The organism is Aestuariibaculum sediminum (assembly GCF_014596945.1).
Classification (GTDB): domain Bacteria; phylum Bacteroidota; class Bacteroidia; order Flavobacteriales; family Flavobacteriaceae; genus Aestuariibaculum; species Aestuariibaculum sediminum.
Map to the genome: position 1 here is coordinate 107143 of NZ_JACVXB010000008.1, position 18102 is coordinate 125244.

General features: G+C 36.5%; 18 protein-coding genes. 9 read left to right on the plus strand and 9 right to left on the minus strand.

Features of this window, described 5'->3' with window-relative positions; genetic code table 11:
* Nucleotides 1–21: 21 nt before the first annotated feature.
* The 8 genes from ICJ83_RS14945 to ICJ83_RS14980 all read left to right on the plus strand — a co-directional run bounded on the left by ICJ83_RS14945 (nt 22) and on the right by ICJ83_RS14980 (nt 12221).
* Complete coding sequence (locus tag ICJ83_RS14945; protein WP_188231211.1) at nt 22–3768, plus strand: efflux RND transporter permease subunit; 3747 nt, start codon at nt 22–24, stop codon at nt 3766–3768.
* 2 nt (nt 3769–3770) lie between these two features.
* Nucleotides 3771–5003 carry a TolC family protein gene (locus ICJ83_RS14950; protein ID WP_188231212.1) on the plus strand — a complete coding sequence of 411 codons (1233 nt, stop codon included), beginning with the start codon at nt 3771–3773 and terminating at the stop codon, nt 5001–5003.
* 2 nt (nt 5004–5005) lie between these two features.
* Nucleotides 5006–5563, plus strand: a complete 558-nt coding sequence (locus ICJ83_RS14955) for a helix-turn-helix domain-containing protein (RefSeq protein WP_188231213.1) — start codon at nt 5006–5008, stop codon at nt 5561–5563.
* A 78-nt stretch (nt 5564–5641) separates the two neighbouring features.
* On the plus strand, nt 5642–8143 hold the full coding sequence (locus ICJ83_RS14960; RefSeq protein WP_188231214.1) for a heavy metal translocating P-type ATPase: 2502 nt from the start codon (nt 5642–5644) through the stop codon (nt 8141–8143).
* A gap of 2 nt (nt 8144–8145) precedes the next feature.
* On the plus strand, nt 8146–8856 hold the full coding sequence (locus tag ICJ83_RS14965) for a PepSY domain-containing protein (RefSeq protein WP_188231215.1): 711 nt from the start codon (nt 8146–8148) through the stop codon (nt 8854–8856).
* 2 nt (nt 8857–8858) lie between these two features.
* On the plus strand, nt 8859–10580 hold the full coding sequence (locus ICJ83_RS14970) for an efflux RND transporter periplasmic adaptor subunit (RefSeq protein ID WP_188231216.1): 1722 nt from the start codon (nt 8859–8861) through the stop codon (nt 10578–10580).
* Between the two features lie 20 nt (nt 10581–10600).
* On the plus strand, nt 10601–11044 hold the full coding sequence (locus tag ICJ83_RS14975) for a heavy-metal-associated domain-containing protein (protein ID WP_188231244.1): 444 nt from the start codon (nt 10601–10603) through the stop codon (nt 11042–11044).
* Between the two features lie 160 nt (nt 11045–11204).
* A complete protein-coding gene (locus ICJ83_RS14980; protein WP_188231217.1) occupies nt 11205–12221 on the plus strand; it encodes a zinc-dependent alcohol dehydrogenase in 1017 nt (338 codons plus the stop codon).
* A gap of 71 nt (nt 12222–12292) precedes the next feature.
* Here ICJ83_RS14980 and ICJ83_RS14985 read toward each other — a convergent pair whose 3' ends face one another.
* The 4 genes from ICJ83_RS14985 to ICJ83_RS17000 all read right to left on the minus strand — a co-directional run bounded on the left by ICJ83_RS14985 (nt 12293) and on the right by ICJ83_RS17000 (nt 14637).
* Nucleotides 12293–13543 carry a glycoside hydrolase family 27 protein gene (locus ICJ83_RS14985; RefSeq protein ID WP_188231218.1) on the minus strand — a complete coding sequence of 417 codons (1251 nt, stop codon included), beginning with the start codon at nt 13541–13543 and terminating at the stop codon, nt 12293–12295.
* Nucleotides 13544–13729: 186 nt separating this feature from the next.
* Complete coding sequence (locus ICJ83_RS17145) at nt 13730–13960, minus strand: HupE/UreJ family protein (RefSeq protein ID WP_223154805.1); 231 nt, start codon at nt 13958–13960, stop codon at nt 13730–13732.
* Nucleotides 13866–14213 carry a peptidyl-prolyl cis-trans isomerase gene (locus ICJ83_RS16995; protein ID WP_223154807.1) on the minus strand — a complete coding sequence of 116 codons (348 nt, stop codon included), beginning with the start codon at nt 14211–14213 and terminating at the stop codon, nt 13866–13868. The genes ICJ83_RS17145 and ICJ83_RS16995 overlap by 95 nt, the downstream gene beginning before the upstream one ends.
* Nucleotides 14214–14463: 250 nt before the next feature.
* Nucleotides 14464–14637, minus strand: a complete 174-nt coding sequence (locus ICJ83_RS17000; protein ID WP_223154806.1) for a DUF3604 domain-containing protein — start codon at nt 14635–14637, stop codon at nt 14464–14466.
* Here ICJ83_RS17000 and ICJ83_RS17005 point away from each other — a divergent pair.
* Nucleotides 14610–14816 (plus strand): hypothetical protein, encoded by a 207-nt coding sequence (locus ICJ83_RS17005; RefSeq protein ID WP_223154802.1) that lies wholly within the window; start codon nt 14610–14612, stop codon nt 14814–14816. The genes ICJ83_RS17000 and ICJ83_RS17005 overlap by 28 nt on opposite strands.
* Here ICJ83_RS17005 and ICJ83_RS17065 read toward each other — a convergent pair whose 3' ends face one another.
* From ICJ83_RS17065 to ICJ83_RS15020, 5 genes are all read right to left on the minus strand, one after another.
* Entirely contained in the window at nt 14817–15128 is a 312-nt protein-coding gene (locus tag ICJ83_RS17065; RefSeq protein WP_188231220.1) for a DUF3604 domain-containing protein, read from the minus strand. It abuts the gene before it with no gap.
* A 32-nt stretch (nt 15129–15160) separates the two neighbouring features.
* Nucleotides 15161–15403: a DUF3604 domain-containing protein gene (locus tag ICJ83_RS17070; protein WP_188231221.1), complete on the minus strand. Its 243-nt coding sequence runs from the start codon at nt 15401–15403 to the stop codon at nt 15161–15163.
* Between the two features lie 274 nt (nt 15404–15677).
* Nucleotides 15678–16748: a DUF6515 family protein gene (locus tag ICJ83_RS15010; protein WP_188231222.1), complete on the minus strand. Its 1071-nt coding sequence runs from the start codon at nt 16746–16748 to the stop codon at nt 15678–15680.
* A gap of 12 nt (nt 16749–16760) precedes the next feature.
* Nucleotides 16761–17483, minus strand: a complete 723-nt coding sequence (locus ICJ83_RS15015) for a DUF2092 domain-containing protein (protein WP_188231223.1) — start codon at nt 17481–17483, stop codon at nt 16761–16763.
* A 140-nt stretch (nt 17484–17623) separates the two neighbouring features.
* Nucleotides 17624–18025 (minus strand): DUF2541 domain-containing protein, encoded by a 402-nt coding sequence (locus ICJ83_RS15020; protein WP_188231224.1) that lies wholly within the window; start codon nt 18023–18025, stop codon nt 17624–17626.
* Nucleotides 18026–18102: the final 77 nt, after the last annotated feature.

Sequence of the window (18102 nt, forward strand, 5' to 3'; positions counted from 1 at the left end):
AATTACTAAAATTTTAAAAATATGCTCAATAAAGGCATCAAATTTTTAATAGAAAACAAGCTGGTGGCTATTCTTTTACTGGTTCTATTTATAGGCTGGGGAACTGTTAATGCACCTTTTAACTGGAATACGGGGATCTTGCCAAGCAATCCTGTAGCCGTTGATGCAATTCCTGATATTGGTGAAAATCAACAAATTGTTTTTACCAAATGGGACGGCCGATCGCCACAGGATATCGAAGATCAGATCACTTATCCTTTAACAACATCTTTATTAGGTATTCCAGGTGTTAAAACCATACGAAGCTCCTCGATGTTTGGTTTTTCTAGTATTTATATCATTTTTGAAGAAGATATTGAGTTTTATTGGAGCAGAAGTCGAATACTTGAAAAATTAAACGCACTGCCCGGAGGTTTGTTGCCCGAGGGGGTAAGTCCTGCACTGGGACCTGATGCTACGGGGCTTGGGCAAATTTTTTGGTATACCCTCGAAGGTCGTGATCAGGAAGGTAATGTAACTGGAGGATGGGATTTACAGGAATTACGAAGCATTCAAGACTATTATGTAAAGTATGCTTTGTCTTCAGCTAATGGTGTTTCAGAAGTGTCTTCAATCGGGGGATATGTTCAGGAATATCAGGTGGATGTTAATCCAGAACTAATGCGCCAGTATGGGATAGGATTGCAGCAAGTTGTAAAGGCAGTAAAAGAAAGTAATACCGATATTGGTGCACAGACCTTGGAAATTAATCAGGCGGAATATTTGGTGCGTGGTTTGGGGTATATAAAATCCATTGCGGATATTGAGGAAGCAGTAGTTACTTCAAAAGATTTTACAGCAATAAAAATTAAGGATATAGCTAAGGTTAATTTAGGACCAGCAGCCAGGCGTGGTATTTTAGATAAAGAAGGTGCTGAGGTTGTGGGGGGTGTTGTGGTAGCTCGATATGGTGCCAATCCTATGGAAGTAATAAACCATGTAAAGGATAAAATTAATGAGTTAAGCTCCGGGTTGCCATCAAAAGAATTGAGCGATGGTCGTTTATCACAGGTAACTATTGTTCCGTTTTATGATCGCTCTGAACTTATTCAAGAAACTTTAGGAACACTTAATGAGGCTTTAACACTGGAAATACTCATTACCGTTTTAGTAATTGTGGTTATGGTGTTTAACCTCAGGGCGTCTGTGCTTATTTCTGGATTATTACCAGTAGCTGTGCTTATGGTGTTTATAGCCATGAAATTTTTTGATGTCGATGCTAATATCGTTGCGCTTTCGGGAATTGCGATTGCTATTGGTACCATGGTGGATGTGGGCGTTATTCTTTCAGAAAATATTATTCGGCATCTAGACGAAAATGATGGAAGTTTAGCTATAAATACTGTGGTTTATAATGCAACAGCCGAAGTTTCAGGAGCTATTGTTACAGCCGTTATGACCACCATAATCAGTTTTATTCCGGTGTTTACTATGATAGGTGCTGAAGGCAAACTGTTTAGACCACTGGCGTTTACTAAAACTTTTGCACTTACGGCTTCTATTATTGTAGCATTGTTTTTAATTCCGCCATTTGCGGCATTTATCTTTAAAAAGAAGGATTTTAAAACAAAGTTTAATTATGCTCTTAATGTTTGCCTAATAATAATAGGTGGTATTGCTATTGTTGAAGGTTTTTGGTTAGGATTTGTATTAATTGGTTTTGCTGGAGTTAATATCTCGCATTTATGGTTTAAAAAGGAAGCCATACAATTTACAATTTTCAACACTAAATTTAGACTTACCATAAATGTTATTAAAATTATTATTACCGCCGTAGTTATTGTTTTTCTATTGGCTGAATACTGGCGTCCATTAGGTGTTGATAAGAGTATATTTTGGAATCTTATTTTTGTAGGGGTTATTTGTTTTGGATTATTGGGCGTTTTTGCGCTATTTCGAATGTATTATACCAGAATATTAAGATGGTGTTTAAATCATAAGATACTTTTCCTATCACTTCCAACAGCTATTGTTATAGCAGGTTTTTTCATCATGACAAATACAGGAAAGGAGTTTATGCCGTCTTTAAATGAAGGCTCTTTTCTGCTCATGCCAACCTCAATGCCACACTCTGGAGTTGAAGAAAACAAACGCGTGCTTCAGCAATTAGATATGGCTGTGGCCAACATTCCTGAAATTGAAACCGTTGTTGGTAAGGCGGGACGAACCGAATCGGCTTTAGACCCAGCACCGTTATCTATGTACGAAAATATCATTCAGTATAAGCCAGAGTATATGCTGAATGCACAAGGTATGCGCCAACGTTTTAAAGTAGATGAAGCTGGAAATTATGTTTTAAAAAGCGGAGCAGTTTTAAGTTTAGATCAACGAGATAATTGGCCAAATATTAACTTTAAAACACAGCTTATCCCAGATGACGACGGTGAATTCTTCCGTAATTGGCGTTCTGAAATTCAATCGCCTGATGATATTTGGAATGAAATCGTAAAAGCAACCAAATTGCCAGGGGTAACGTCAGCTCCAAAACTACAACCCATTGAAACCCGATTGGTTATGCTGCAAACCGGTATGCGAGCACCGATGGGGATTAAAGTTAAAGGGCAGGATTTGAAACAAATTGAAGCTTTCGGGGTTCAATTGGAGGAGGTTTTAAAACAAGCCGAAGGCGTGAAACAAGAAGCTGTATTTGCCGATAGAATTGTAGGTAAACCTTATTTGTTAATAGATATTAATCGTGATAATCTGGCGCGTTACGGGGTTACGATAGAACAGGTGCAGAATGTATTGAAAGTAGCCGTTGGCGGAATGGTGTTAACTCAAACCATTGAAGGGCGTGAGCGTTATGGCGTTCGGGTGCGTTACCCACGCGAATTACGCGCCAATCCTACCGACTTGGAACAGGTGTATATTCCAGTTGAAAATGTAAGCCCCATACCGCTAAGTCAATTGGCAACTATTCGTTACGAACAAGGGCCTCAGGTCATCAAAAGTGAGGACACCTTTTTGGTAGGTTACGTATTGTTCGACAAACTGGATGGTTTTGCAGAGGTTAATGTGGTGGAAAATGCTCAAAAAATAATTCAGGATAAAATCGACGCTGGTGAAATAACAGTACCTAAGGGCATTAGTTATCAGTTTACTGGAAGCTACGAAAATCAGTTGAGAGCGGAGAAAACATTATCTGTGGTAGTGCCTTTGGCGTTAATGATAATATTTTTAATTCTCTATTTTCAATTCCGATCGGTAGGCACTTCGTTAATGGTGTTCTCGGGTATCGCCGTTGCCTTTGCAGGAGGATTTATTATGATTTGGCTGTACGGTCAAGGATGGTTTTTAAACATTTCCTTATTTGGAGAAAATCTTCGCGATTTATTTCAAATGCATCCTATTAATTTAAGTGTAGCGGTTTGGGTTGGGTTTATTGCCCTTTTCGGTATTGCCACCGATGATGGCGTTGTAATGGCTACGTATTTAACACAAACCTTCGAAAGAAATTCACCAGATAATAAAAAAGACATCCGAGCCTCGGTAGTTGAAGCTGGTGAAAAACGCATCAGACCCTGTTTAATGACCACAGCAACAACCATACTTGCACTTTTACCTGTGTTAACATCTACAGGACGTGGTAGTGATATTATGATTCCTATGGCAATTCCAAGTTTTGGAGGTATGTTAATTGCTTTAATTACGTTGTTTGTAGTGCCGGTGTTATACAGTTGGAAAGCTGAAATGAGACTTAAAAGTGAACAACTAAAAATTAAAAATTAAGAATGAAAAATATCATATACAATATAAAAACAGTCTTTATTCTTGGTTCTTTATTCTTGGTTTGTACAGTAGAAGCGCAAGAATTAAATGTTCTAATAGAAGAAGCTTTACAACACAGTCCGGAATTGCAAAAGTTTGATGTGCAATATCAAATTGCTTCAGAAAAGACTAATGAAGTTAATACCATCCCGAATACCGAATTTGGTGTTGGGTATTTTGTTAGTGAACCTGAAACCCGCACCGGACCTCAGAAATTTAAAGTTTCTGCGAAACAAATGTTGCCATGGTTTGGTAATATTTCGGCGCGTGAAAATTATACTGCCGCCATGGCCGATGCCAAATATCAGGATTTGGTAATCGCCAAACGTAAGCTTATAGCATCGGTATCGCAATCTTACTACGATTTGTATGCTATTCAGGCGAAACAGAAAGTTTTAACTGAGCAAATCAATCTGTTAAAAACGTATGAAACAATGGCTTTAACCTCGGTTGAGGTCGGTAAAGCGTCTGCGGTAAGTGTTTTGCGATTACAAATGCGACAAAATGATTTGCAGCAACTTAAAGCGATATTGTTTCAGCAATATCAGGCAGAACAAACCAAATTGAATAAGCTCTTAAATAGAGATAAAGAAACCGAAGTTGCGGTCAGTATTTTAGAAATGCCTTCAGAGGATTTTGAGGTGTCATCAACAAGTTTAGCCTTACACCCCGAATTGGTAAAGTACGATAAGTTGTTTCAATCTGTAGAACAATCGGAGTTATTAAATCAAAAAGAAAGCAGTCCGATGATTGGTTTTGGTTTAGATTATATCAATGTTGAAAAACGTCCGGATATGAGTTTTTCAGATAACGGAAAAGATATCATAATGCCAATGATTTCGGTTAGCATTCCTATTTTTAATAACAAGTTTAAATCCCAAACCAAGCAGAATCAACTGCAGCAAAAGGAGATTGAATATCAAAAACAAGAACGTATAAATACTTTAGAAACAACATTAGATAAAGCGATAAATGAGCGAGCTTCGGCCAGAATAAGTTATAATACGCAAACTAAAAACTTAAAACAGGCGAAGGATGCAGAGAATATTTTAATTAAAAGTTATGAAACAGGAACTATAAATTTTAACGATGTTCTGGATATTCAGGAGTTACAGCTTAAATTTCATATGAATCAAATTGAAGCAGTAAGAGGCTATTATATGCAGTCAGCGATTATTAATTATTTAATTAAGTAGTTATGTTACGAACTTTATTAATTAAAAATATGGTTTGTAATCGCTGTAATTTAACCGTTTCACAATTGTTAAAAACTGAAGGCATTGAAATCCATTCGATAGAGTTGGGAAAAGTTGTTGTTGTTGAAAATGAAAATAATGATTACAACAAATTAGAGAAGGCATTAAATGAATTGGGTTTTGAACTCATACAAGATTCTGAAGACGCTATTGTAGAACAAATAAAGATTGAGTTAATCAAGGAGGTTGAAAAAGGGGAAACCGATGTTATTCTTTCTGAAGTCGCTAAAAAAATGGGTAAAAATTATGCGTATTTAAGTAAAATGTTCAGTAAGTCGGAAGGGATTACACTCGAAAAGTATCTCATTCACTTAAAGATAGAAAAAGTTAAAGAGTATATTCAATTACAGCAACTTAATTTTTCGCAAATAGCGTATAGTCTGAATTATAAAAATAGTAGTCATTTAGCGAAACAGTTTAAAAGTGTTACCGGGATGTCAATGTCCGATTATAAGAATCTGCATGAAGCAGAAAGAAAATCGATAGACCAAATTGTATAAAAATTAACCATAATTAGAAAAAACCAACTTTTTAAAGTAAGGTAATTTTGCAATGGTAAATTTTAACAACTAAAAATTATGAAACATACATATCACATACACGGCATGAGTTGCAACGGTTGTAAAAATCACGTTGAGGACACACTTTCTAAGGTGGACAATGTAACGAACGTGACTGTTGATTTAACAGCGGCACAGGCCACTATAGAAATGGCTTCGCATATTCCATTGGAAACGTTTCAGGATGCATTAAGCTCACATGGCGATAGGTACAGTATACATAATTTAAACGATAAAGAACATCACCACAAGTCAAAAAAAGAGACCAAAACTTCAGGTCATGGAACCGGAGTTTATTATTGCCCCATGCATTGTGAAGGCGATAAAACTTATGATAAGCCCGGTGATTGTCCCGTATGTGGAATGGATTTAGTAGAAGAACAAAATTTATCAACTTCTGCATCAGAGCAATGGACGTGCCCAATGCATCCCGAAATTATTAAGGACGAATCGGGTGCTTGTCCAATTTGTGGAATGGATTTAGTACCTGTGAATGTTGAAATTTCTGCAGAAGAGAAAACTTACAAAAACCTTTTAAAGAAATTTTGGATAGCGGTGGTGTTTACGTTACCGATATTTTTAATTGCCATGAGTGAGATGATTTCCCATAATCCGTTGTATATAATCATGGAACAAAAATACTGGAATATAGTTCAGTTTGGGTTGTCGATTCCTGTGGTATTTTATACAGCCTGGATGTTTTTTGAACGTGCATATAAAAGTATAAAAACAAGGAACCTTAACATGTTCACTCTTATTGGTATTGGTGCTGGAGTAGCTTGGTGTTTTAGTGTTTTTGGGATGGTATTTCCAGATTTGTTTCCCGAACAATTTAAAACAGAATCAGGTGCCGTTCACGTGTATTTTGAAGCGGCTACAGTTATTTTAACGCTCGTACTTTTAGGACAACTTCTGGAAGCAAGGGCGCATAGAAAAACAAATTCCGCTGTGAAAGCCCTTTTAAAGTTAGCGCCTAATAAAGCAATAAGAATAGAAAATGGTGAAGAGGTTGAAGTGGGCATTGATGCTATTAAGGTTGGGGATATTATAAAGGTAAAACCAGGAGAGAAAATACCTGTAGATGGTGTTTTAACAGAGGGATATTCCAGTATTGATGAATCCATGATAACAGGCGAACCCGTTCCAGTAGATAAAAAAGAAGGCGATAATGTAAGCAGCGGGACCATTAATGGTAATCAGTCGTTTTTAATGAAAGCTCAAAAAGTTGGAAGCGAAACCTTGTTGTCTCAAATTATAAACATGGTTAATAATGCTAGTAGAAGTCGTGCGCCAATTCAAAAATTAGCAGATAGAGTATCTGCTTATTTCGTGCCTATTGTGGTCCTAGTATCGGTTGTCACGTTTATTATTTGGGCCATATGGGGCCCCGAGCCAGCTTATGTGTATGCTTTGGTTAATGCCATTGCGGTACTAATTATTGCCTGTCCTTGTGCATTAGGTTTGGCAACTCCAATGTCGGTTATGGTTGGTGTAGGTCGTGGTGCCCAAAATGGTGTTCTTATAAAAAATGCTGAGGCTTTAGAAAAAATGAATAAAGTCAATACCCTAATTATTGATAAAACGGGAACCATTACCGAAGGTAAACCCAGTGTTGAATCCGTTGGTGTTTTTGGTGAGCAAATAAGTGAACATAAACTGTTGCAATATATGTTGTCAACTAATACAAATAGTGAACATCCGTTAGCAAAGGCTATTGTGAATTATGGCAAAGAGAAAAATATAGAATTATTAAAAACTCAGGGATTTAATGCCATAACAGGAAAGGGTGTAGAAGCCAAAGTTGAAGCTATAAACGTGGCTATTGGAAATGCGAAAATGATGGCACATGCCCATGCGAATTTAACAAATGACATAAAGGAGGAAGTTAAAGTATATCAGAAGAAGGGAAAAACAGTATCCTTTATCGCTATCGATAATACTGTAGCAGGATATGTAGTGATAGGCGACCAGATTAAAAGCACGAGTAAAAATGCTATTTCAGAATTGCAAAGTAAAGGAATTGACGTTTTTATGTTAACCGGAGATAATCATGATACAGCTAAGGCTGTGGCAGATGAATTACAACTGTCCAAATTTAAAGCTGGTATGTTGCCTCAGGATAAGTTAAAAGAAGTAGAAAAATTGCAGGCCGAAGGACGCATTGTAGCGGTGGCTGGCGACGGTATTAATGATGCCCCGGCTTTAGCAAAAAGCGATGTTGGTATTGCTATGGGAACCGGAACCGATGTAGCCATCGAAAGTGCCATGATTACATTGGTAAAAGGGGATTTACAGGGTATTGTAAAAGCACGACACTTAAGTTATGCTGTTATGAAAAATATTAAGCAAAATTTGTTTTTTGCTATGATTTATAACACGATTGGTGTGCCCATTGCTGCAGGCGTTTTATTTCCGTTTTTTGGAATTTTATTATCGCCTATGATTGCGGCTTTAGCAATGAGCTTTAGTTCGGTTTCTGTGATAACTAACGCATTACGTTTAAAGAACATTAAAATTTAAAAATGGTAAAAAGACAGACAGCTCTTAAAATTAGAAAAACGCATCGGTATCTTGGTTTGTTTATAGGGATTCAGTTCTTATTCTGGACACTGAGTGGTTTGTATTTTAGTTGGACCAATATTGATGATATTCACGGTGACCAGTTTAAAAACCTGGATTTTAAAAGTAAATCCTTTGATGGATTAATGAGTCCTACCGATATCGAAGGTGTATCTGAAATTCATGCTGTTGAATTAAGAGAGATTAATAATGAGCCTTACTATTGGGTAAATCATAATACATTATTTAATGCTGTAAACGGACATTTAAAAAAGAAGATTACGGAAGAAGAAGCGAGGATTATTGCTAATAAGCATTTAAAGTCTGGGTTGAAAATTACGACTATTGAGGAAATTACCGAGACCAGTAAACATCATGAATATAGAGACAGGTTGTTGCCTGCTTATGTCATTTCTTTTGAGTCAGATGAGGCTTTAAAAGCATATGTGTCTACCAAAGATGGTAGATTTCAAACCGTTAGGCATAGAGCTTGGAGGTGGTTTGACTTTTTATGGATGACCCATACTATGGATTACGAAGGTCGGGATAATTTCAACACAGTAGTGTTACGTGTTTTTTCTCTAATGGGGTTGTTAACTGTTTTGAGTGGATTTTTATTGTGGTTCACATCCTCTATGACTGTTAGAAAATTAATTAAAAAGAAAAATAAATAATAATGAAAAAATATATCATTTACAGTGTTTTATTACTGGCTGGACTATTTTTGGGTTGGTTAATATTTGGTGGTTCATCTACAACTGATGCAGAACATAATCATAACGAAGCTTCACAAAGCAGTCAAATATGGACCTGTTCTATGCATCCGCAAATCATGCAACCCGAACCAGGCGATTGTCCCATATGTGGTATGGATTTAATTCCAGCCGAGGCAGGAGCTGATGGGTTAACTGCCGATCAGTTTAAATTAACTGAAAATGCCATGGCATTGGCTAATATTCAAACAACTGTTCTCAATAAAGGAGAAAATGACAATCATAGTATTAAGTTGTCAGGTAAAATCGTTGAAAACGAAAGCGCAAATGCGGTGCAAGTCAGTTATTTTTCCGGGCGTTTAGAAGCGTTGAAAATTAGTTATACAGGAGAAGCAGTTCACAAAGGGCAGTTATTAGCTACAGTGTATTCGCCAGAATTATATGCGGCACAGCAAGAGTTATTAACAGCTGCATCTTTAAAAGCATCTCAACCTGATTTATATAATGCCGTTCGAAATAAATTGAAACTATGGAAGCTGAGTGATAAACAAATTAATCAAATAGAAACTACGGGTAAGATTAAAGAAAACTTTCCGGTATTTGCTACTGTGTCTGGAACAGTTGCCGAAAAATTAGTTGAACAAGGTGATTATATTAAGCAAGGACAACCGCTTTTAAAAATAGCAAATTTAGGGACGGTATGGGCAAATTTTGATGTTTATGAAAATCAGATACCTCAGTTTAAGAAAGGTCAGGAAATCAGTGTAACTGCCAAAGCGTATCCGGGAAAGGAATTTAAAGGTAAAGTCGATTTTATCGATCCTGTTTTGAGTGCTAAAACCAGAACGGTTTCTTTAAGGGTTGTTTTAAATAATGCTTCGGGTGAATTTAAACCGGGTATGTTTGTAGAAGCTGAGGTACATGATTTAGGTCATAAATCTAGTGAGTTGTTAACGGTTCCATCAAGTGCAGTTTTATGGACAGGTAAACGTTCTGTAGTTTATGTTAAAGCAAGTTCTGATCAGCCTGTATTCCAAATGAAAGAAATTCGTTTAGGGAATCGATTAGGGGAGTTTTATGAAGTATTGGACGGATTGAGTTATGGCGATGAAATTGTAACTAACGGCACATTTACTGTAGATGCAGCTGCACAGTTGCAAGGTAAAAAATCGATGATGAATAAACCGGTAGAAGAACAAACCTTGGATACTGAAAATGAAACCACAAGGTTAAAGGTGTCTGCCGAGTTTCAAAAGCAATTAAAGGAACTTTATGACCAGTATATTATATTAAAAGATGCATTTGTAAATGATAATGCAAAGGCAGCAGCTAACAATGCCTTGGATTTAGGGAATGTTTTAGGTAAAGTTGATATGAAACTTTTAGAAGACGATGTGGCACACGAACGCTGGATGACTTATTTAGAGTTAATTAAATCGAATGCGACACTAATTCATAAAGCTTCGGATATAGAAGTACAAAGAAAACATTTTGAAATCGTTTCCAATGCATTTATTAGTGCGGTACAGACTTTTGGGATTAATGAAAAAGTGTATTTAGAATATTGTCCAATGGCAAATAATAATAAAGGAGCTTATTGGTTGAGTAATGAAGATAAGGTGCTGAATCCCTATTTCGGTGCATCAATGCTAACCTGTGGAGAAGTAAAACAAATAATAGAGTAAATAATTTAAATTAAAAAATGATGAAAAAAGTAATTTTAAGTGTAGCTGTTATTGCAGCAATCGGATTGTTTAGCTGTAAAAATGAAGCTAAAAAAGCTGAAGATGCAACGCAAACAGAAATATCTAATGAAGTTGGTATGATTGAAACGTCTTTTGGTGTACGTGGCAACTGCAGTATGTGTAAAAAAACTATTGAAACTGCAGCAAATAGTGTTGACGGTGTAACTCAAGCAGTTTGGGATGTTAATAAAAAGACAATTGACGTTACTTTAGATAAAGCAAAAACTAGCGCTTTAAAAGTAGAGCAGGCTATTGCTAATTCTGGGTATGATACGGAAAATGTTGCAGGTAATTTAGATGCTTATAACAAGTTGCCAGGATGTTGCCAGTACGATCACGACATGCAAATGAATCAATCTGGTGAGCACAAAGCAAATGACCACCATGGTGAGCATCATATGTAATTCGATAAAGATTTATTAATGATTTCTTATTTTTATCTTAATCTGTTGTTAATTACTGATTTTATTCTTTGTTTTTTTGTTAAATGATTAATTTTGTGAATATTAGAATAGGCGTTTTTTAAGGAAAATTCCTAGTTAGAAATTTAATATTATAAAGATTATGAAAGGAAAAAATACATCAGGAGTATTTCAGGGTATCCATGATATACGAGTAGAAGAAAGAGAGCAACCAACAATAACAAATGATAGTGTTATACTAAATGTTGAGGCCACTGGTATTTGTGGAACAGATTTACATATTTACCACGAAGGTTTAGTGCCTTCTGGTTCAGTTTTAGGACATGAGTTTTGTGGTGAATTGGTGGAAGTAGGGGCAGAGGTTAAAGACTTGAAAGTTGGCGACCGCGTAGTGGTTAATCCTATGTATAATGGGGTTGGTTTAGGATTGAGTCCTGGAGGCTTTGCTAATCAGGTTAGAATAGTTAATGCTCAGTTGGGAAAAAACATACTTAAAATTCCTGAAAGTATAACAACCGATAAAGGTGCTTTATTGGAGCCTTTAACGGTTGGTTTAGCCGCCATTAATAAAACGGATATGTCGGCAGCAGACAATGTATTGGTTTCTGGTTGTGGAACCATTGGTTTGGTAACCATTGCAGCTTTAAAAAGTAAAGGTATTGAAAATATTATAGCGACTGATATTAGTGAAAAACGCTTAGAGTTGGCAAAGACATTAGGCGCAAAATATACCTTTAATCCATCTACTGATGGCGATTTAAAAGATTTTATTGTTAAACAATACGGCGAGGTAAATGCACTCGATTATTCAGGAATGTTACCAAATTTAACTACGGTGTTTGAGTGTACAGGAGTTAGTGCCTTATTTACGCAATGTTTAGATTTATTAGCGCCAGATGGGAAAATGACGGTTCTAGCCATTTATAGCAAAGAAACAACTATGAATCCTAATTCGGTTGTATATAAACGATTAAATGTACAAGGGTCATTATTTTATACTGATGAAGATTTCTTAGAAGCTATTTCGTTGGTAGAAACAGGAAAAGTAGATGTAACTCCAATTATTACACATCATTTTCCATTGGATGAGTTACCTAAAGCTTTTGAAGTGCAGGCCGATAGCGGTCAGTCTGTAAAAGTCGTGGTTACATGTAATTAATTTTAAGATATTGTAAATAGAAAAGGCTTGGATTATACCAAGCCTTTTCTATTTATTGAATGTTTAAAGCTCTATTTCTTGTCTTTGTATTGAAATACGTTGTAAGGGATTGAGGTTCCTGTAATTTTTAAAACAACAACGCCATGTGCAGGAACAGATTTAGTTATTTCGCTACTATTTGATGTTGGTGTTGTTTCTTTACTCCATAAATCTTTGGTTTCATAGCCTTTTGAAGCATCTATTCCAACAGATTTTAAATCGAATTTAATGTTTTGAGTTTCTTCAGTTCGATTTAATAGAGCCACGGCAACAATGCCACTTATTGATGAATTAACAGGTTTACCCCAAACTTCCAATTCACCGTAGTCTACAAGTCTTCTGGCTTGGTAAACATATTTACTTTGGTTAAGAGCAATTAATTCTTCATTAGTAATGATCTCTTTGGTCTCCTTCGTTAATGTTGTTAAGTCGTTTCCTAACAGCAGGGGCGAGTGCATTAAGCACCACATAGAGAATTGCGTTTTATCTTCTTCGTACGTCATACCACGCCCAACTTGTAGCATATCCATATCATTATAATGTCCGTAAGAACTGTATGGCCACAAATCGGCATTTGCATCAATGGTTTTTAAGGCCGATTCAAAAGTATCTGCTAGATCACCGTTTATCCGCCATGAATTAGCAATTTGAGTAACCCATTTCCCAGGGAATTGCCAACGACAAACATTGTATATAACCGAAGGCTTTAATTGACGCGCTAGTTTTCCAATTTCGGTGTATCTAGTTTCTTCATCTAAACCAAGCCATTCGCCACCGCACCAATCAACCTTAATAAAATCGAAATCCCATTCTTTTAAGAACAAGGTTAAATCTTGTTTATCATGTCCATATAGGCCCATGCCTACACCAATGGTGTCTTTGTCCCAATACGAGGCGCAAGTATTTATGCCGGCATCTGAATAAATGCCCGCTTTTAATCCTTTGGCATGGATGTAATCAGCCATATGTTTCATGCCTTTCGGAAAACGGGTTTCGTGTGATATTATTTTTCCATTTTCATCTCTACCACCAAAATAACCGTCATCAATATTTAGGTAAGTATATCCATACTCATTTAATTTTTGGTTTACTAAAGCATCAGCCTGACCTTTAATGATATCTTCATTAATGTTTACTCTGTAATTATTCCAGGATGCCCAACCCATTAGTGGTGGATGTAATGTGTTAGTATGGCTATCAGATTTTGATGTTTGTGGTGTTTTGCATGATACTGCTAAAAAACCAGACAGGAGGGCATAAGCCCCTAAATGTTTTAATTTCATGTTTTAATCGGAAAACTTTAATTAATTGGGTTAATAATTGATTTGGTTACGTTGAGTTGTTTGATTTTTTAGAGTGCTCAAATCTACTAAAACCGCCAAGATTATTAAAGAAAAAAGCCATAAAGATACTTTTACGAAACACCCTTAGTATTTCTATTACTAGCAATACCAAAAACCCAGAACGCGCTAATTGGTCCAAAAAGCTGCAACCGAGCCAATGGCATAGGTAGGAACTTTTTTAGCGGTAATAGACCAGTTGTTTTTTAATGCCAACAGATGAAGGGTGGCTGATACTGCAACGACAAGTATGATTTGGCCAAGTTCAATACCTATCTTGAAAAAAGCTAAGGCTAATGGAATTTCCTTTTGTGGAAGCCCTACCTCGGTTAAGGCTCCAGCGAAACCAAATCCATGCAAAAGACCAAATGAAAAGGCAACGAGCCAGGGTTTTAGCTCTCTCGGTAAGATTGGTGTGATTATCTGGCGTGAAAATAATTTGATACAAGCTATATTTATAAGGGGTAACATACGTATCTTTATTTTTATCAAAATACGCCATAAGATTTTCTTCGGTAGCAGGAGCCAAAAGACCAGTTAAATCCTGACCGAGAAATTCCTTTTTTTGCGCCAATCTGCGATTTACTATTTCGTGGTTATGATCCAGATTCATTCTTAACGCCTCACAGTATAGAACTTCCTGATTAATGTATTTGTTAATGAGTCCATCTAGTTCTTCTTTGGTTGGAGCTCTTTCTCACTGCATACACCAAAGTTCAGCCATATGTTCTATGTCGGTATTATCAACAATAATTTCTTCATCATCAGTATTTTTATTTACCGAATTATGTATAACAAAAATGAGAGCCCCCAATACAAAAAAATGTAATAAAGGCTCTGTAAGTAATTTTTTTTCATTTATTTTAATTTAAATTATACCAGATAGGTGATGTGTAAGCACGTTCTTGTAAGGTTCTTGGTGCATCGTCGGTCATTTTTAAATTGTATTTCATAGCATCGAATGTTGTCCATCTGGGGGTAGGGATTTCTAAAACTCGAACATAGTAAAATGCTTCAAGATTTGGATCGAATTCCAGGTCGCTCCAAAAGGTTTTTTAATTCAGTGTCTCCAATGGTGTTTGTTCAAGTTGCTGTTGCAACATCAACAGTATTGCCAACTGGAGGTAATTTACCGCAGATATCTAAATTTCGTTTTTCAGCGTCGCCCCCAAACCACATTAAATATTTTTTCATGAGTGTTTCCTTCGGCATCTAATCAGCCTTTAACCACTTGAATACGATCTAAATTGCCACTAGTAGGATCTTTAAGCGCGCTAATTAAAAAGGTAGGCGCTTTACCTTCTGGATCATTACTAATATCGCCTCTCATAGGTACGCCTTTATTATAACCTTTTACAATATAATTAGGATCGTTAAAATCGCAGGCTGCATAATTGAACCCACCAAAAAAAAGAACGGTCATTCTTGAACCTGTAGTAGCGTAGGTTTCTTTACGTTTCATAGCATCCCAAAGCGCTGCTCTGGTATTGGATTCAGCGCAAACACCAATGTAACCTGATGCTTCCATTTGCCATCAGTGTACAAATCCTAATGGGAAATCTAATGCTTTTTCGTCCCAACGCTCAGGGCTAGGTTCAGATGAAGCATATTTACCCAGTAATTGTCTTCTTCGGCTGTAGATAGCGACGTATGTGAATCTGTACCACTGGCAAATCCGTATTTAAATGGATTAATTCCAAGATCAGCTTCATGTTTTAACCATTTTTGAGCGCTTTTCTGGTATATTCCCTTTCCAGCATTTCTTTTGTTATGTGGCGCTAATAACCTCTTCGCCTCGTGCAAAACGCAAAACTCCTTCAGGATCTAAGGGTTTACCTACGGCTCCTGCATCGGCAGACTAGGCTGTATGCAAGTGCTGGTCGCCCCAGTATACATTTTTTTAATGGTTTACTAGTACTTCTACTTCTTTAGATGCAGCCATTGGTGTTGTTTCTTAATTGGGTTGTTGCTGTTCTTTTTTAGCGTTGTTACCATTAAAAATGAATATTAGTGCTGTTAGGGTAAATAACTTTGTTGTTTTCACATTGACTCTATTATTTATGTGGTTGGTGTATTTTTATTCGTCTTCAAGAACATCTACAATTTCATACATGTCTTTACCATCTACCTGAATAGGTTGGTAATACGTTTCTCCAAATTGAACAAAAGTCTGGTCTCCAATTTTTACTTCTTCGCCACCTTCAGGAAGGTTAGGTACAATAGTGCCAGCTGTAGCGGGTACCACGATGTAACCATCGGCATTTTGTTCGTAAAAAGCACCGCCGTAATAATAGTTATTGGTTTCATTAACCGTTACTTTTTCCGCTTCCGAAGGTATGGATGGTACTTGTGCACCAATAGGGGCTTGTACAGCCTCAAAGCCATCTTCTGTTTTTAAATAATAGGTGCCGTTATCGTAATGGTATTCTTCTTTATTATTACTATCGTCTACAATGGCAACTATAATGGCTGTGGTTGCAAGTGTTCTAACAAAATAACCCCAAGGATGCCAGTATGGGCCCCAATAGTATGGACGATAAGGGTGGTAGTAATAGGGTCGGTGGCAATAAAATCGAAATCCTCCGAAAATGTATGGGGGTCTCACATAATGCCTATGGCTATGCCTTACATAGGTGTGTCTATGGTTGTGGTTTCTGTTATTAACATTAATATTTATGTTGTTATGACTGTTGTTAATGTTAATGGTGTTGTGGCCACCCCCTGTGTTTCCTGGTCTGCGATTAATGGTTTTAACGTTCGATGTATTTTTGCTACGGTTTATAACTTGTTTGCCTTTATTGTTATTTATAGTTGGCTTGTTTCTGTTAATAACCTGTTTGTTATTGTTGTTAATGTTAGGTCTGTTACGGTTAACAGTTGCTTTATTATTTGGTAAATTATTTCTTGAAATCACTTTTTTATGTCCCCCATTAATAGAGCCTCCTCTGTTTATAGTGTTGTTGCCTGGCCTGCTGGCAGGTCTGCTTGTAGGTCTGTTTATGGGTTTATGTGCCATGCTGGAGTTGCCGCCACGAGAAACAGGATGTTTAAGTCGCTGTGCCTCCAGATTTTCTGTAACTCCTAAACTGAAAATTAATAGTAATACGGTAACTGATATATATTTAATATTTGAAAATATGAGGTTCATAGTTGTTAGGAATTAAGATTTAGAAAGAATACTAATCAGTGAAGCATGTGGTGGTGGGGTAAAGTCGTAAATAGCATCAGGGATAATCGGGTTCAAAACCCAGTTGCTAAATGTTGTTTCAAACTGCAAGTTGTTTTCGTTTTTGTAAACTATAACAATACGTTTGGGTAACATAACCGCATTGGCAGTAATCCACAGTTGGACATGTTTTTCTGTATTCGAGGCTGTTATGTAAAAGCACTTATCGTCGTTTACATCGCGTTGTCCTTTGTAGCTTATTGTGTCGAAACTTTCTATGAGGTCGTCTGTGAAGGAAGGATAAAAAAAGTCGGCAGCAGGAAACTTGAAATCGAAGGCCATGTGCATAGAGTCAATCATGGTTAGAATGGTTTCCGGAGCTTCCAGAGTAACATAATTGTTTTCGTCCAAGGAATAATAGGAAACATAATCCCCGTCATACCAATAACCAAAATTACCGCCATCACCTTTAGTTGTGGAGGTAAACTTGTTAGGGCCTGTCATAGCAATGCTGCTTTTTGCATAAAAAGTACTGAGATTTCCTTGGTCGTCAAGTTTGTCTGTAGCGGTGTTTATGTTGAATTCAACCGATTCTAAGCTTCCAAGGATATCGGCCATTTTGTCTATAATATATATAGCTGTAGAATCTATGTTTTTAGTTTGTGCATTTGAAAATAATACCAAAAGTAGCGTAACAAAGCAAAAGTGTTTTTTCATATGATTAGTGTTAATTGAACGATAAGGAAGCAGGCGATTTATTTTGAAGAAGTGCTTTTTTTTTGTGATCTTTAAAAAAAAAGCTTAAACTGAAACCATAATAAAAGAGCGGCTATTATTAGTAATCGCCGCTCTTTTATTTATTTTTTATCTTTTTTACCCCAAACTTCTACCTTAGCTTTTTTGGTTACAAGCATGGCGCCTTTAGAATCGTATTCTAATTCCAGATGCTTTACTTTATCACCTTTCGAAGGGACATTATACGGTACCGAAGACATGCCTTTTGTTAATACACCAAGGCCTTTGGCATCGTATTCTTTTTTCTCTCCATTATCCATAACGATGGTAATGCTTTTTAATTCTAATGTGCCTTGGGTGCATTTTACTTTAACTTTATTAATGTCTCGTTCAGAGCCCACTAAGGTAACTTTGTCTTTTTCATTTTTAAAAGCAACAGTTTTTTCAGCTAATTTTTTCCATGAATCGTTTTGAGCGTAAGTGCTTAGGGAAGCACAAAGGAGTAGCAAGAATAAATATTTCATAGTGAAAGGTTTATGTTAAAAAATAATAGACTTAAATTTAGTGAATTTTCTTCACTTTTTAAATCTATTTTAATATT

Bases quoted from the DNA above. Each gene is read 5' to 3' on its own strand.
- ICJ83_RS14945 (WP_188231211.1), top strand. From the start codon at position 22: ATGCTCAATAAAGGCATCAAATTTTTAATAGAAAACAAGCTGGTGGCT.
- ICJ83_RS14950 (WP_188231212.1), top strand. From the start codon at position 3,771: ATGAAAAATATCATATACAATATAAAAACAGTCTTTATTCTTGGTTCT.
- ICJ83_RS14955 (WP_188231213.1), top strand. From the start codon at position 5,006: ATGTTACGAACTTTATTAATTAAAAATATGGTTTGTAATCGCTGTAAT.
- ICJ83_RS14960 (WP_188231214.1), top strand. From the start codon at position 5,642: ATGAAACATACATATCACATACACGGCATGAGTTGCAACGGTTGTAAA.
- ICJ83_RS14965 (WP_188231215.1), top strand. From the start codon at position 8,146: ATGGTAAAAAGACAGACAGCTCTTAAAATTAGAAAAACGCATCGGTAT.
- ICJ83_RS14970 (WP_188231216.1), top strand. From the start codon at position 8,859: ATGAAAAAATATATCATTTACAGTGTTTTATTACTGGCTGGACTATTT.
- ICJ83_RS14975 (WP_188231244.1), top strand. From the start codon at position 10,601: ATGAAAAAAGTAATTTTAAGTGTAGCTGTTATTGCAGCAATCGGATTG.
- ICJ83_RS14980 (WP_188231217.1), top strand. From the start codon at position 11,205: ATGAAAGGAAAAAATACATCAGGAGTATTTCAGGGTATCCATGATATA.
- ICJ83_RS14985 (WP_188231218.1), bottom strand. From the start codon at position 13,543: ATGAAATTAAAACATTTAGGGGCTTATGCCCTCCTGTCTGGTTTTTTA.
- ICJ83_RS16995 (WP_223154807.1), bottom strand. From the start codon at position 14,213: ATGAATCTGGATCATAACCACGAAATAGTAAATCGCAGATTGGCGCAA.
- ICJ83_RS17005 (WP_223154802.1), top strand. From the start codon at position 14,610: ATGCTTCAAGATTTGGATCGAATTCCAGGTCGCTCCAAAAGGTTTTTT.
- ICJ83_RS17065 (WP_188231220.1), bottom strand. From the start codon at position 15,128: ATGGAAGCATCAGGTTACATTGGTGTTTGCGCTGAATCCAATACCAGA.
- ICJ83_RS15010 (WP_188231222.1), bottom strand. From the start codon at position 16,748: ATGAACCTCATATTTTCAAATATTAAATATATATCAGTTACCGTATTA.
- ICJ83_RS15015 (WP_188231223.1), bottom strand. From the start codon at position 17,483: ATGAAAAAACACTTTTGCTTTGTTACGCTACTTTTGGTATTATTTTCA.
- ICJ83_RS15020 (WP_188231224.1), bottom strand. From the start codon at position 18,025: ATGAAATATTTATTCTTGCTACTCCTTTGTGCTTCCCTAAGCACTTAC.